The following is a 14,635-nucleotide window of genomic DNA, read 5'->3' on the forward strand; positions in this document are numbered from 1 at the left end:
CGCCGCCGCGAGCAACCGGCGGCGTACCTGCACAGCGGAAATTTTCGAACGCCTTCGTCCGGCTGTATTTGAAATCCTCATCGGCGGGGAGATGAAGTGGCATGACCGCTAGTCCTATCGGCAGATATCTGGATGCCGCGCCAGGGCGACGGCTCCGATCCATCATTTCCCTATCGCCGGCAGCCGCACAGTCCATCGCGCTCAGCGTAACCCACGGTTTTCATGCCGGTGCCGAACTCGGCCTGGTTGGCCCCCTGTATACGATCGGCTCCAGCACCGAATCGGACGTTGTCCTCAGGGATGCCGGCATTGCTCCGATCCACGCGAGACTACGGCGCAAGGGCAGCCAGTTTGAAATCGAAGCCGTCGGCGGCGATGTCGCGCTCGCCACAGGCGAAATCATCCGTCAAGGACAGGGCACTCGCTGCAGGTTGCCGGTTGTCATAGGCATCGGCGACGCCCGCATCCGGCTGATCAATCCGGAACACCCTTCCAGCCGGTGGTCGATCGGCAGTCGTTCCATGCTGGTTGCAGGCAGCGTTCTCTTTGCCGTTTTCGCCGTTTCCGTCGCTGCCAACGGGTTCTCTCTCGCCAAGTCCGACTTCTCTCTCGCCAAGGTTGGCGCGCAGACGTCTTCTCAAGACGATCAACCGGTCAGAATGGCTTTCGCCGGCGAGCGGGACCAGGAAGTGCTGGACGATTCGTCGCCAGCGCAGATTCAGACTGTCGCCGAAGCGGAAAGCCAGCTCAAACAGCGTCTCGATCAGTCCGGCATAAGCACGGTGACCGTCCAGCGATCGCCCGGGCGCCTGGTGGTTTCCGGCATGATCTCGAGTGACAAGGGTAACGTCTGGACCGAAACGCAATCCTGGTTCGACCAGGCGTTCGGCGCTCGTGTCCCCTTGGTATCCAACGTCATGATCGGCAACGCGCAACAGCCGCCGCGCCTGACGCTGCAGGCGATCTGGTATGGCGAGCGCCCTTACGTCATCGCAGCCGACGGCGCGCGCTATCACGAAGGTGCGTTCACGGATGACGGCTGGACCATCAAACATATTGGCGAGACGGAACTTCTCTTGACCAAGGGCGGCGCCACGGTCGCGCTGAAATATCCGTGAACCGCCGGCTCGAAGGGCCGCGCCTCGATTCGGTGAGGACGGACACTGCCGGCCGCGACGTGCATCAGGCGGAAGGCGTTCGCGGCCAGACAATCAACCGGCGACGGATGAATGGCGTCGAACAAGGCGCAAAGCGCGCTCAGGGGACGAAATCGGCAGCCGCCGCGGACAGGCCTGAAACGGCGGAATTCCAGGCCTCTCGAGATGCGGCGGGCGAATCGCTGGATGACATTCTCATCAACTTCGTCATGCCCACTATTCCGGAGCCGGCCATCCTGCGTCGCTCCGTGCCTATTCTCCAGCATTTCATAACGAACCTGGTGCCTGACCTTGAGGGCGGCGAGCAACTCAAGACGCTCGCCAGAGCGCTGATCGAGGGTGAAATCGAGCGTCATCGCGATCTGCTTGGTCGCATGCAGGAAGGAATCGAGATCTGACCGACCCGGATGACACGGTCCACCTGCTGCATGTCCTGGGCTATCTCTATGGGTGTCATGGGCAGGCCAAGCGAGGTGCGACGTACCTGCTCATCGCCGCACAGCTGGCGCCGGAAAATGCCGGTCTCCTGCGGACATTGGCGCACCTGCTCATACTTGATGGCGAAGCGGAAAAGGCGCTGGCCACGATTGCCAGGCTGGAGACCTTGGAAGGAATGGACCACCCGGCGCTTGCATTGCTGAAGAGCCGCGCCCTGCTCGTGGCCGGGCGCAAGACGGAGGCTCACAGTGCCTTGCTGCGCTTCCTGTCGCAACGAGGCGTTGAATGACCATGACCGTGTCTGAGCGGCTTCTGCAATTCCTTGCCAGGCTGTCGCGACGCAGCGATCTGGTCATTGCCGTCCTGTTGCTCGTCGCCGTGGTGATGATGCTCATCCCATTGCCGACGTTTCTCGTCGACATTCTCATCACCTCGAATATCGCCATCAGCGTGCTCATCCTGCTGGCTTCGTTTTACGTTTCTCATCCGCTGCAGTTTTCGTCGCTGCCGTCGGTCATCCTCATCGCCACCTTGTTCCGGCTGGCGATCACGATTACGACGACGCGGCTGATCCTGCTCCAGGCCGACGCTGGCGAGATCATTACCGCCTTCGGCACCTTCGTCGTTGGCGGCAGCATTGCGGTCGGCCTCGTCATCTTCCTGATCATCACCGTCGCGCAGTTCATCGTGGTTGCGCGGGGTGCCGAACGCGTCGCCGAGGTGGCCGCGCGCTTCACGCTCGACGCTCTGCCGGGCAAGCAGATGAGCATCGACGCGGAGCTGCGCAACGGCGATATCGATCAGCCGGAAGCACGCCGTCTGCGCCAGCAGCTGGAGCACGAGAGCCAGCTGTTCGGCGCGATGGACGGCGCCATGAAATTCGTCAAGGGCGACGTCATCGCCGGGATTGTGATCATCCTGGTCAACCTTATCGGTGGTTTCGCCGTCGGCACGCTGCAGCACGACATGTCGCTGGGCGATGCGGCCGCGACCTACTCTCTGCTCACCGTGGGTGACGGACTGGTGGCGCAGATACCGGCGCTGCTCGTCGCAGTCGCTGCCGGCACGATGGTGACGCGCGTCGGCAGCGCGGATGGGACAGGCGACCTTGGCCGGCAAATAACCAGCCAGCTTCTGCGGGATTCGCGTGCACTTGCCCTCGCGGCGGTGATCATGGTTGGCCTTGCCATGGTGCCAGGCTTTCCTTCCATCGTATTCCTGGTCCTTGGTGCCTGCTTCGGGGCGGGCGCCTATGCAATCAGTCGCCGCAGCGCCCAGGAGTCCGAACCCAAGGACAGCGGCCAGATCGCGGTGCAGGAACAACGGGGCAGCTCCGCTTCGCTTTCGGCAATTCGCACCGGAACGCTGCCTGCCTCGTATCGCGTGGTCGTACGCCTCGGCTCCGAGCTCGCGGACGCGATTCCGGAGCCCGAATTTGCCGGGCTCGCCGACGGCGTTCGCCGCGAACTCTTCGGCGATCTCGGTGTCGATGTTCCGGCCATCGGCATGCAGGTCGACGAGATGCTCTCGCCACGAAGCATCCGCATCGACCTGGAAGGCGCGCCCATCATGGACGCCGAAATTCCCGCCGGCCGCGTTCTCGTCGAAGCGGACCTTACCCATCTTGATCTGCTCGAAGTGACCTACGAAAAAGCTGTTTCGATTTCAGGCCAGCGCAAATTCGTATGGGTCGATGACCGCCACATCGCGGCGCTGAAAGAAGCCGGCTTCGTATTCTCCACGCCTGCGGAAACAGCCGCCAAGTGGACCGGAAATGCGCTTCGGCTCTATGCCGGCCATTTTGTCGGCATCCAGGAGACACGCAGGCTTCTGTCCGACATGGAGACGGAATACGCGGATCTGGTCAGACAGGCTCAGGAAATCGTGCCGCTGCAGAAGATCGCCGAGGTGCTTCGCCGGCTTGTCGGCGAAAACGTGCCGATCCGCAATTTGCGCCTGATCCTCGAAGCGCTGATCGAATGGGGCCAACGCGAACAGGACGTCGTTCTGCTGACGGAATATGTCCGCACATCCCTGAAGCGCCAGATCAGCTTCCGCTCCGCCGGCCGCAACAACATCATCGCGGCTTATGTGCTGCAGCGGTCGGCGGAGGATGTTCTGCGCAACGCCGTGCAAAGCACATCGACCGGCACATTCCTGAACCTTTCGGATGACGATGCGCAGGCTTTGGTCGGCGAAGTCGAGCGCGCGCTATCGCACAACTCCACCGACGTCTCGCCGGTCGTCCTTGCAGCAATGGACGTGCGCCGTCACATGCGCAGCCTGCTCACGCACAATGCCATCGAGCTGCCTGTCCTGTCCTTCCAGGAACTGGCGCAGGAATTCAACGTCCAGCCGCTGGCCACGATCACCGGCCGCAGCGGAAGAGCCGGCGCGCGCGCGCAGGCGCTGCCGTCGGCTCAAGCGAAAGCTGCGCAGGAGGCAGCCTCATGACGGCAGCCGGACGAACGGGGACATCTGGGGAATCAGGAGAGGAACGGCATGACAATCCACGATACCGCAGCAGGCGTTCGATCCGCCGCTTCCGCCGGGCGGACGGACATGCGCTGGCTCGCTATCGCGACGGTTGGCGTGTTGCTGGCTTTGTTGTTCACGATTGCTGACGCGACGGCGCAGAACGTGTCGCCCCTGCCGAGCAAGCCGACGCTCGACCTGCCGGTCGGGCAAGGCCGCTTGCTGCGGTTCAATGAACCGGTCGAATCCGTCCTGGTCGCAGACACCACGATCGCAGACCTCCAGGTCGTGTCGCCAAGCATGGTCTATGTCTTCGGCCTCAAGCCCGGCCTGACCAATCTCATTGCGGTCACTGCCAACGAGCGGATCGAGGCAACGGCTCAATTCCGCGTCACACCCGATGTCACACCTGCCTCCGAAGCCAAGCATGCAATGCAGCCGAATTCGGCGACAAATCTCCACATTTTCGGAACCCGCATCGTCATCACGGGTGAGGCACGAGGCGTCGATGAAGCAAAGGATTTGGACAATGTCGCACGCACATTCTCGCCGCCGGAACAGCCGCCGCTGAATAACATGACCGTGCAGGGTTCGCAGCAGGTCAACATCCGCGTCCGCTTCGCCGAAGTCTCGCGCACGGAGTTGCAGTCGTACGGTGTCGACTGGTCTGTCGGATACAAGAGCGGCGGCTTCGAATTCAACATGTTCCAGGACAATGGTGTGCCTTCGGGCGGTGGGAATTTTGGTCTGAACCTAGACCAGGCGCACGGCCTCAATTTCGACGTCCTCATCGAAGCCCTGCAACGCAATGGCGTCGTCAAGATACTGGCCGAGCCGAACCTGACCGCAGTGACCGGACAGACGGCGAACTTTCTAGCCGGTGGAGAAATTCCGGTGCCTATTGCGCAGGGATCCGACGTCACAACCATTCAATACAAACCTTTCGGCGTATCGCTCGGCTTCACCCCGACGCTCATCGGCCGCAATCGCATCGCGCTCCACGTCCAGCCGGAGGTCAGTTCTTTGTCGGATGCCGGCTCCGTAACCGCCAACGGCTTTGCCATGCCGAGCTTCGTGGTCCGAAGAGCGGACACGACGGTGGAGGTGGCGAGCGGTCAGACCTTTGCGATCGCGGGCCTCTTCCAGCAGCGGACCTCGCGCAACCTGGAGAAATTTCCGGTTCTGGGCGATGTACCCGTGCTTGGTCCGCTATTTCAATCGCAGCGCTTCCAGCACGAAGAGACCGAACTGGTCATCCTGATCACGCCCTATCTGGTGGCGCCGGTGCGGGACAGCCTCGCCACCCCACTCGATCGTCCGGCTGCCAAGCGGCTCAGTCGCAAGCACGCCAATGACGCGTCGGCGACCGGTCTGATCATCAAATAGCGGGAAACGACCATGACATTGCGCACCGCTTTCTGCTCCGTGCTTCCCGCGCTGTTTCTTGCCGGCTGCGTGAACAGCCCGCAACAGCGGCAGGATTATTCGCCCGGCTACAGCTATGTTTCGACCGATGCCGGCGGCTCCGAGAAAGGCAGCGGCTCCATCCTGGCTCCCAATGCATGTCTGGCCGAACCGGCCGACGACGACAACTCCGCCGCCAAAACCGACCTCACCATCGTCTCCGGTGTCGGCTCCCATCTGCCGGCCGGCTGCGCCAATGCCTACAATCTTCAGCGCATGGCCGAAAGCCAGCGTGACCTCGTCGAGGGCCGCCGCATGGGACCGGCGGCCGCCGCGCCGACCGCGCGCGCGGCCCGTCGTTACCTTGACGGCGAGGAGGCTCCTATCGGCGGCGCCAACAGCGCGCCGGCAACGCCGCAAACGACGCTTCCGGTCGAGTGAGCCGCCTCGGTCATCGCCCGCGTTGCATAGCTCAGCGCGTCAAGTCCGGCGGAAGAACGCTTCAGGCCTTCCGTTCCCGCGCATCAGAGCGGTTTGCCGTTTCACTGAAACGGCAAACCGCTCTATCTCTTTGTTTTGACGCTATTCCGGACGGAAAGCCGTTTCGCACCTTTCCTGGAAGTGCTTTAGCCGAGGATGGAGCCGAGCGCTTTGGCTTTGGCCTGCGTGCTACCCTTCGACCGGATGGTTCTGGCACGCGCGAGCAAAGTGGCCACCTCCTTGGTCGTCAGACCGATGGGTGGCGAGGCCTTGACCTGATCGGCCTGGCCAAGAAGTCCGTAGACCATCACAACATTGCGCTTGTGGTGCAATTGCGCGTTGGGTGCGGCGGCAATCTTCTGCACCAGCGGCAGTGCCGTGGCGGAGTTGTCCTCAAGGGCTGCCGCCAACGCCATGTTGGTCTCGACATCGAGATCGCCGGGCGCAAGTTTCAACGCTCGGGCGAAGGTCGCCTGCGCTTCGGCAGTCTGGCCGGCAAATGTCTGTGCCACGCCCAATCGGTTATAAGCGGCGCTGCTATTGACCAAAGGCGCTGCTTGTGCGAGCGCGCGCATGCCGGCCTCGATATCGCCGGCCTCTATCATCGCCGAGCCAAGCCCGAGCATCGCTTCGCCGTCGTTGGGCGCTTTTGCGAGCGCGGCCTGATAGGATTTGGCGGCATCGGCCGGGTATCCCGCCCGCATATAGGCGTCGCCGGCCTTGACGAACGCGCTCGGCTTGGCGTCCGGCATCGCTGCCGCACGCTGGTAGAGCGCTATCGCGGTACCATTGTCCCCGCGCGCATCGATATCGTCGGCAAGCTTGATCAGTCGATCCGACTGCGAGGACGGGGCTTGGGCCTTCGCGTTGATCGAGCTGGTTTTGCTCGTCTGGCAACCGGACAGCGCCAGCGTGACGGCGACTGGCAAGAATACGACATGCAACCGCATATCCACCTCTCCGTATTCAAGCCCGCCCTCACCTTACACAGAGCATCGACAGACTGGAACCACAACAGTGCGGTAAGATTGCAACATGGCCGAAGAAGCTGAGGAAAAGAAACTACCGGCTTCCGACAAGAAGCTTCGCGACGCCCGCCGCAAAGGCAAGGTTCCACAGAGCCGCGACCTCATCTCCGGCTTCACTTTTTTCGCAACGCTCGCCTATCTCTATTTTTTCTGGCCGACGCTCTTCAAGCACCTATCGGAACTCGTGCAGACCGTAACCGCGCCCGGCGGCTCGTCCGGGGATGTCAGCCTGCGCGCCATCCGTCATTCGTTCTCGCTGCTGATGCTTGCCACGCTGCCGCTGGCCGGCATCGTTGTCGTTCTCACCGCCACCTTCGGCATGCTGGGGACGTTCGGGCCGGTCTTCTCGTTCGAGCCGCTCAAGCCGCAGTTCGACTATATAAACCCGGCCAAGGGCCTCCAGAAGATCCTGTCACTTCGTAACGTCATCGAGTTCGCCAAGGGCGTGATCAAACTGGTGCTGCTGGCATGCCTTTTCGTGTTCGTGCTGATCACATGGTTGCAGCCGCTTTTCGATGCGCCGGGTTGCGGTCCGTCATGCCTGGCCCCGATGATCAAAGCAGTGCTGACGCCTCTCGGTATCGCCGCCGGCTTGGCCTTCGTCGTCATCGGCGTGATCGACGTTCCGGTTCAGCGCTGGCTATTCCTCCGCGACATGCGCATGACGACAACCGAATACAAGCGCGAGCACAAGGATCTCGAAGGAGATCCAATGATCCGCCATGAACAGCAGCGGCAGCGGCGCGAGGCGGTGATGCAACCGGCGAAGCTGGGCGTGAAAAATGCGGTCATCGTTTTCATATCCGGTGACCGGGCTGTGGCGTTGCGTTACGTCAAAGGCGAAACGCCGGTACCGACGGTCGTCGGCAAAGGCCAGGGGCGCACGGCCGAAGAGATGACGGCCCAAGCACGCCAGTCAGGTATTCCAGTGGTGGACGATGCGGCTGTCGCGGAACCACTTTTCGAGCGCGCGAACACTGGAACTTACATCGGTCAGGAGATGTTTTCCCCTGTCGTTCGCCATCTTGTCCGGTACGGCCTCACTTGAAGTAATCTCCGCTCGCCCTGGATACGAACGCCTTTTGCCGTTTGCCGACAAGCACCATGAAGCCCGGCAGCTCGGTGTCTCGAGAAAAATATTGTCCCGATGACGGCGGCTCGAGGCTTGCAATGGCGCGGTCAAGGAGGGCGAGGCGAAGGTCTGTCATGACAATTAGTACGGCATTAGTACGGCAATTGCGTCGTGTTCGATCTGGCTCGATCTGTTGGTTTGTCTACGCCACGATAGCCACGCAGTGCGAAAACAACAACAACTTGAATATGTTAGAACCAACGCAATCGTACGACGACCGGCATTGGGAAACAACAGGCAAGACCGTCTGACAAATTCCTAATCTGTAGGTCACAGGCTGGATTCCTGTCGGGATCACCACTCAGCCGGGGCTGCCCGCCGCCGGATTGGTTGCGGCGGCCGCCCGGAAGCGGGCGACGAAATCGTCGAGCGCCGGCCGTTCGGCGTCCGAGATCGCCCAGTAGGAGAAGGCGCCGTCGGTCCAATGGACCAGCAGGAACCCGCCCGCCGAGAGATCGTCCGCCACCGGCACCGATTTGGCCTCGTTCTGCCGCGGCGCCGCCACCAGGGTGATCAGATGCTCGTGGTGGCGGTAGACCAGCGCCGGCATCGGCTTGTCGCCGATCACTTCGACCCGGCCGCCAAGCAGCGCGTAGCCATCCTTGGCCATGTCGGGCGCCGGCGGCGACACGCCGATCCGGCCGTCGAGCCACGGCTTCACCGTGTGCCGGTCGGACGAGACGATGTCGACCGGGGTCGCCGCGAGCAGGCTGCGGCGATGGCCGTTGGCGACGTTGACGGCGAAACTGTCCGGCACATTTTCCACCATCAGCCATTGCGTCGCGCCGCTGGCGAGAAATGCCGTCAGCACGATCGAGGCCGCCATCTGGCGCCAGTCGAAGGAATTGAACCAGCGTGCCGAAGCGCGCGGCCGCATCTCGATGACCTTGCCCTGATGCCGTTGCGGCTGTGCCTTCACGGCTTCGGCCTGCGTGGCCTCGGCTTCGTCGGAACCTTTCACCTCGGCGATTGCCGCGATGCGCGCCAGGAAGTCCTCGCTGACGGCGGGCCGCGGCACGCCGGCGACGGCCGTGCGCAGCGCAAGGATGCGCTGATGTTCGGCGGCAAGTTCCGGATCGGCGGCGATGCGGCGCTCGACGGCAAGTGCCGCCGCGGCATCGAGCTCGCCATCTATAAGGGCATGGATCATCAGCTTCATATCCTGCGGGTCTTCCGGCAATCCGTCGTCATGCGGGCTCATGGCGCCCTCCAATGTCCGTCATCAGCAAGCTGCGCGCCCGCGCCAGCCGCGACATCACCGTGCCTTGCGGCACGCCGAGCATGGCCGCGATCTCGCGATAGCTGAGCCCGTTTATGTCGCGCAGCACCAGCGTTTCGCGAAACACCTCCGGCAGCCTCGCGATCGCTGCTTCCACCGCCGCCGAGTTGGCCTTGGCGATCAGCGCCGCCTCCGGACTGTCCGCATCCTTGTCGGGCGGCGGCGATACGTCGTCGAGATCGGCGAGGTCGCCGACGGCGACCACGCTGCGCGGACGGTTGCGCGCCATCCAGGTGTAGGAGGCATTGCGCACGATGGTGAGCAGCCAGGCACGCGGATTGCCGCCGGCAAAGCCGGCAATGCCGGCATGCGCCTTGAGGCAAGCCTCCTGCACCACATCCTCTGCATCGGCAGCGTTCCCGGTCAGCCAGCGGGCGAGCGACAGCGCGTCGCCGAGATGCGGCAGCACCACTTCGGCAAACCGCGCGGCCAGCATTCTTTCGCTCAACACCTTCCCACCGTCAGGCGCTCCCGCCAGGGCTTTGCTGCCACCTTCGGCGGGTGGCGCTGATCCGTTCCTGCTCGCGCGGGTGAAGATCGCGATTGCAGGCGAAGGCACCTGCTTTGGTGGAGGTGAAGGCATAGGTGTCACCGGAGTCAAGCATATTGGAAGAGAACGGCGCCTCGGAAAGGAACGGCGCATCGCTGGCCGCGACGAGATGCGGGATGCCGCCGTCATTGTCGTGGATCTCTTTTGTTGCGGTCACGGCCGGTGCAGGAACGGCGATGCCTGGAGCACACTGCTCCAGCCCATGCGCTCCAAGGGCTGGCGGCGGCCTGTGCCCGCAGGCTGCCGCCCGGCGTTCGTATTGTCATGATAGGCCATCTCGGTCTCCTGCAACGCCGTTGAGCGGCGCATGCCCGGAAGACCAGCGGAACCGGCGGTTTATTCCCAAGGGATCATTGGTTTCGATCACGCTGATGTGATCGATTGGCGCCGGGAGCTCAACGGCTCGCCCCGAGGTCGAGCAACCTCGCAGTGAAAGACTATCCGCACGGTCGCTGCTGATGGTGAGCGCCGACAGCGGCGCTCAGATACGCCGGCCGGTCTTGGCGTCGAACAGATGCGCCGAGGCGCGGTCGATCTCGATCGGCACGCTCTCGCCTTGCTTCAGTGCAAGCCGCTCGCGGAACAGGCAGGAGATCGCTTCCCCGCCGCAGTCGACGGTGGCGAAGATTTCCGAGCCTGTCGCCTCCATGAGCGTGACGGTGCCGGAGAGACCCTGGCCCGTTGCCCGGATATGTTCGGGGCGAATGCCGTAGACCAGTTCCCTTCCCGCGGCCTTGGTCGGCTGGATGCCTTCGGGCAGCGGCAGCGTCAGCCCGCCGGTGCTGCGGAAGATACCCTCCTCGATGCGGCCATGGATGAAGTTCATGGCAGGCGAGCCGATGAAGCCGGCAACGAACAGATTGGCCGGCCGATCGTAGAGATCGAGCGGCGCGCCGATCTGTTCGACGAGACCGTCATGCAGCACGACGATCTTGTCGGCCATGGTCATGGCCTCGATCTGGTCGTGCGTGACATAGACGGTTGTGGTGCCGAGCCGCTGATGCAGCGCCTTGATCTCGCCGCGCATCTGGACGCGCAATTTGGCGTCGAGATTGCTGAGCGGTTCGTCGAAGAGAAACACCTGAGGATCGCGCACGATGGCGCGGCCCATGGCGACGCGCTGGCGCTGGCCGCCCGAGAGCTGGCGCGGATAGCGGTCGAGCAGCTTTTCGAGGCCGAGAATGTTTGCCGCCCGCTTCACCCGGCTCGTGGTGTCGGCCGGATCGGCTTTCTTGATCCTGAGCGCGAAGCCCATATTGTCGGCCACCGTCATATGCGGATAGAGCGCGTAGTTCTGGAACACCATCGCGATGTTGCGGTCGCGCGCCCTCAGATTGTTCACCACGCGCTCGCCGATCGAGATTTTCCCGGCCGAGATCGTTTCGAGCCCGGCGATCATGCGCAGCAGCGTCGACTTCCCGCAGCCCGACGGCCCGACCAGGATGACGAACTCGCCATCGGCGATGTCGACGCTGACGTCGTTAATGATCTTGGCGGACCCAAAGGCCTTCTGCACTTTGTTGATGGTTACCGATGCCATTGCATGTCTCCACAAAAAGGGTGTCGCGGATCAGGCGCTCAGCCGCCCTTGACCGCGCCAGCGGTCAGCCCGGCGACGATCTGCCGTTGCGCGAACATGGTGAGCACGAGCACCGGCAGTGTCACCACCAGCGCCGCGGCCGCGAGCGGCCCCCAGCTCACCTGCTCGTAGGATAGCATGTTGTAGACGGCGACCGGCAAGGTCCGCGTCTCGCGGCTGGCGAGCACCACGCCGAAGACGAAGTTGTTCCACGAAAAGATGATCGACAGGATGAAGGCCACCACGATGCCGGGCTTGGCGATCGGCAGCGCCACCAGCCGGAACACCTGCCACGACGAGGCGCCGTCGATACTGGCCGCCTCTTCCAGTTCCATCGGCGTCGTCTCGAAATAGCCGATCATCACCCAGACCACGATCGGCACCGTCACCACCAGATGGATGATGATCTGCGGCCACAGCGTGCCGAGGATGCCCAGCCACTGGAACAAGAGGAACAGCGGGATGAGATAGGAAAGCCCCGGCGTCATGCGCGCGATCATGATGACGATCGCCGAGCGCTCCGCCTTGAGCCTGGCGATGCCGTAGCCGGCCGGCACGCCGATCAGCAGCGCGAGCAGCGTCGCCGTGCCGGTGACCAGCACCGAGTTCCAGAGATAGAGCAGGAAATTGTTTTCCTCGAACACTTTCGCGTAGTTCGACCAGGCGAAGCGCTCGGGGATCAGGATCGGCGGGTAGGCGCCGTTGTCGATCTCGAATTTCAGCGACAGCGAGACCATCCAGAGGAAGAACAGGATCGCCGGCGAGACGAGTACCAGCGCCGCGAAGAACAGTCCTATCTTGTTGAGCAGCCGCGAGCCCATCTATTTGCCCTCCGCGTCGACCCATTGCGAGCGCTGGCGCAGCATCAGGAGGATGAAGGAGAGCGCCACGATAACGATGAAGAAGACCACGGCCATGGCCGAGCCATAGCCCATGTCGTAGTAGGAGAAGGCGGTATTGTAGAGATAGATGTTGATCGTCTCCGACGCCGTGCCGGGCCCGCCCTGCGTCATCGCGTAGATGATGTCGAAGCTCTTCAGCGCATCGATCGTGCGGATGATCACCGCAATCATCAGGAACGGCGCGATCATCGGCAAGGTGAGATAGCGGAACTGCTGCCAGGCATTGGCGCCGTCGATCTCGGCGCTCTCGAACGGCTCGCGCGGCACCGACGCCAGCCCGCCCAGCACGATCAGCATCACAAGCGGCGTCCATTGCCAGGTCTCGACCGCGACCAGCGAAGGAATGACCGTGTTGGCGTTGAAGATCCACTCCTGCGCCGGAACGCCGACCAGCGAGAGCAGATAGTTGAGCACGCCGAGCTGCGGGTGGAACATCATCGTCCAGACAAGTGCCACGGCAACCGGCGTCGCCATCATCGGCATCACGAAGACACCGCGCAGCAGGCCGCGCAATGGAAACCTGGCGTCGAAGATCAGGGCCGCAACAGTGCCGAAGAACATCGGCGCGATCACCGACAGGAACGTGTAGGTCAAGGTGTGCCAGAGCGATTCCCAGAAACGCGGATCGCTCGCCAGGCGCAGGTAATTTTCCATACCGGCAAAGCTTCGCGACTGGCCGAGCGTCCAGCTGTTGATGCTCATCCACAGCGTGAAGGCCCAGGGAAAGACGATCACGGCGCCGACGACGACGAGCGCCGGAATGACGAAAGGCCAGTAGTTGGGAGCCAGCCGGAGCGGCTGGCCCTCTTCCATGGCTTGCGTCGTCACCCCTGCGCGTTCCGGGGCGATGGCGGACATCAGCCTTGCTCGCTCCTGTCGAGAACCGGCTGGAACTGCTCGGTGGCCTTCTTCAGCTCGTCGGCGGGGTCGGCACCGGCAATCATGTTGGTCAGCGCCACGCCATAAATGTCGCGGAACTCGGTGACCGGAATGATGACCGGCAGCGCCAGCCGACTGATGTTGCCGGAGCCGACCACGGCATCCAGCCAGCTCGGCGGCATGGTGACGCCCTCGCGCACCTTGGGGTCTTCCAGCACGGATTTGCGAAACGGCACGCCAGCGCCAGCCTGCAGCAGCCGCGCGCCCATGGCAGGCGATACCGCCCACTGGCAGAACAGATACGCCGCTTCCTTCTTCGTGCTGGCGGAGGTCACGCCGATGCCATCGCCGAAAGTGCCCGCGGCATGCGCCTTGGGACCTTTCGGCATGACACCGTAGCCGACCTTGCCGACCACCCGCGACTTTTCCGGATTTTCCATCGGCGGCGCGAAGCCGACGCCATCGAACCACATGCCGATCTTGCCCTGCAGGAAGGCAGACTGCGCCTCGGCCCAGTTGAAGCCGGTGACGCCGGGAGGTGCCGCCTTGGTCATCAGCCGCTGGTAAAGGCTGGCGGCTTCGATCGCCTCCGGCGACGTGGTGCGCAGCTTGCCGTCGCTACCGAGCGGCGTCATGTCATAGCCCAGCATCAGCGACGTCCACACCGGCGTGTTGGCGTTCTTCAGGCCGCGGGCGACGAAGCCGAACGTGTTGCTGGACGGGTCGGTCAGCGCTTCGGCGGCGGCCACCAGCTGCTCGAAGCTCTCGGGATATTTCACCCCCTTGGCGTCGAACAGTTCCTTGTTCCAGTAAAGGATCCAGTAGTCGACCGAGAACGGCAGCGAGCGCAGCACGCCCTGGCCGTCCTTGGCGAACTGCATGCCGGCCTCGGCGAAGTCGCTTTCGACCAGCCTCGGATCGGTGAGGCCGGGATCGGCAAGGTAGCCGGAAATGTCGGCCAGCCAGCCGCCCTTCTCGAACTGCCGCTTCTGCACATGGTAGCTCAGATGCACCACGTCGAAGCTTGGCTTGCCGGAGCTGAGCTCGATCACCGTCTTCTGACGCTGCTGCTGCTCGGGCGTCGCCTCCGCGTTGACCTTGATGCCGGTCAGCTCCTCGAATTCTGCGAGATTTTTCAAAATGGTGTCGCTGCGCGGGCTCTTTACCAGATTGACGTCGAGCGTCGTCCCGGCAAAGCGCTTCCAGTCGACGCCCGCCGCGAAGCTCGGACGAAGGCCGGCAAGACCAGCTGCGGCAAGGGCAGCGGTTCTCTGGAGCAATTGCCTCCTGGTTGGATTGAACGGATTGGACGACATCTCTTCCTCCCGGTTG

The 14,635-nt window shown here is 63.0% G+C and carries 16 protein-coding genes; 7 read left to right on the plus strand and 9 right to left on the minus strand.

Features of this window, described 5'->3' with window-relative positions:
* Positions 1-101 precede the first annotated feature (101 nt).
* From AU465_RS38140 to AU465_RS19975, 6 genes are all read left to right on the plus strand, one after another.
* Positions 102-1,118 carry a SctD/MshK family protein gene (locus AU465_RS38140; RefSeq protein ID WP_192251713.1) on the plus strand — a complete coding sequence of 339 codons (1,017 nt, stop codon included), beginning with the start codon at positions 102-104 and terminating at the stop codon, positions 1,116-1,118.
* Positions 1,115-1,555: a hypothetical protein gene (locus AU465_RS19955; RefSeq protein WP_210325170.1), complete on the plus strand. Its 441-nt coding sequence runs from the start codon at positions 1,115-1,117 to the stop codon at positions 1,553-1,555. The genes AU465_RS38140 and AU465_RS19955 overlap by 4 nt, the downstream gene beginning before the upstream one ends.
* A 137-nt stretch (positions 1,556-1,692) precedes the next feature.
* On the plus strand, positions 1,693-1,884 hold the full coding sequence (locus AU465_RS36685) for a hypothetical protein (RefSeq protein ID WP_246506273.1): 192 nt from the start codon (positions 1,693-1,695) through the stop codon (positions 1,882-1,884).
* Positions 1,881-4,049, plus strand: coding sequence for a type III secretion system export apparatus subunit SctV (gene sctV / locus AU465_RS19965; protein WP_246506275.1), 2,169 nt, complete (start codon positions 1,881-1,883; stop codon positions 4,047-4,049). Before AU465_RS36685 ends, sctV begins: the two co-directional genes overlap by 4 nt.
* A gap of 48 nt (positions 4,050-4,097) precedes the next feature.
* Positions 4,098-5,456: a type II and III secretion system protein family protein gene (locus AU465_RS19970; protein WP_246506277.1), complete on the plus strand. Its 1,359-nt coding sequence runs from the start codon at positions 4,098-4,100 to the stop codon at positions 5,454-5,456.
* 12 nt (positions 5,457-5,468) lie between these two features.
* The gene (locus AU465_RS19975; protein ID WP_192251716.1) at positions 5,469-5,915 is read left to right on the plus strand and encodes a hypothetical protein; all 447 of its coding nucleotides are present in this window, start codon (positions 5,469-5,471) and stop codon (positions 5,913-5,915) included.
* 185 nt (positions 5,916-6,100) lie between these two features.
* Here the strand turns inward: AU465_RS19975 and AU465_RS19980 are convergent, their stop codons facing one another.
* Positions 6,101-6,706, minus strand: a complete 606-nt coding sequence (locus AU465_RS19980) for a tetratricopeptide repeat protein (protein ID WP_246506279.1) — start codon at positions 6,704-6,706, stop codon at positions 6,101-6,103.
* Positions 6,707-6,989: 283 nt separating this feature from the next.
* Here AU465_RS19980 and AU465_RS19985 point away from each other — a divergent pair, with 283 nt between their 5' ends.
* Complete coding sequence (locus tag AU465_RS19985; protein ID WP_192251723.1) at positions 6,990-8,030, plus strand: EscU/YscU/HrcU family type III secretion system export apparatus switch protein; 1,041 nt, start codon at positions 6,990-6,992, stop codon at positions 8,028-8,030.
* A gap of 385 nt (positions 8,031-8,415) precedes the next feature.
* Here the strand turns inward: AU465_RS19985 and AU465_RS19990 are convergent, their stop codons facing one another.
* The 8 genes from AU465_RS19990 to AU465_RS20020 form a co-directional block, all read right to left on the minus strand.
* Positions 8,416-9,315, minus strand: a complete 900-nt coding sequence (locus AU465_RS19990; protein WP_192251726.1) for an anti-sigma factor family protein — start codon at positions 9,313-9,315, stop codon at positions 8,416-8,418.
* Positions 9,302-9,829, minus strand: a complete 528-nt coding sequence (locus AU465_RS19995; RefSeq protein WP_192251729.1) for a sigma-70 family RNA polymerase sigma factor — start codon at positions 9,827-9,829, stop codon at positions 9,302-9,304. The genes AU465_RS19990 and AU465_RS19995 overlap by 14 nt, the downstream gene beginning before the upstream one ends.
* A gap of 25 nt (positions 9,830-9,854) precedes the next feature.
* A complete protein-coding gene (locus AU465_RS20000; RefSeq protein ID WP_192251732.1) occupies positions 9,855-10,100 on the minus strand; it encodes a cupredoxin domain-containing protein in 246 nt (81 codons plus the stop codon).
* Positions 10,097-10,219, minus strand: coding sequence for a hypothetical protein (locus AU465_RS37190; RefSeq protein ID WP_281396789.1), 123 nt, complete (start codon positions 10,217-10,219; stop codon positions 10,097-10,099). The genes AU465_RS20000 and AU465_RS37190 overlap by 4 nt, the downstream gene beginning before the upstream one ends.
* Before the next feature lie 205 nt (positions 10,220-10,424).
* The gene (locus tag AU465_RS20005) at positions 10,425-11,483 is read right to left on the minus strand and encodes an ABC transporter ATP-binding protein (RefSeq protein WP_192251734.1); all 1,059 of its coding nucleotides are present in this window, start codon (positions 11,481-11,483) and stop codon (positions 10,425-10,427) included.
* Between the two features lie 38 nt (positions 11,484-11,521).
* Positions 11,522-12,343: a carbohydrate ABC transporter permease gene (locus AU465_RS20010; protein ID WP_192251737.1), complete on the minus strand. Its 822-nt coding sequence runs from the start codon at positions 12,341-12,343 to the stop codon at positions 11,522-11,524.
* Positions 12,344-13,282, minus strand: coding sequence for a carbohydrate ABC transporter permease (locus tag AU465_RS20015; protein WP_192251740.1), 939 nt, complete (start codon positions 13,280-13,282; stop codon positions 12,344-12,346).
* Positions 13,282-14,619 carry an ABC transporter substrate-binding protein gene (locus tag AU465_RS20020; RefSeq protein ID WP_192251743.1) on the minus strand — a complete coding sequence of 446 codons (1,338 nt, stop codon included), beginning with the start codon at positions 14,617-14,619 and terminating at the stop codon, positions 13,282-13,284. The genes AU465_RS20015 and AU465_RS20020 overlap by 1 nt, the downstream gene beginning before the upstream one ends.
* Between the last annotated feature and the right edge of the window lie 16 nt (positions 14,620-14,635).

The sequence above is a fragment of the Mesorhizobium silamurunense genome (assembly GCF_014843905.1).
In the GTDB taxonomy this organism is placed as follows: Bacteria; Pseudomonadota; Alphaproteobacteria; order Rhizobiales; family Rhizobiaceae; genus Mesorhizobium; species Mesorhizobium silamurunense.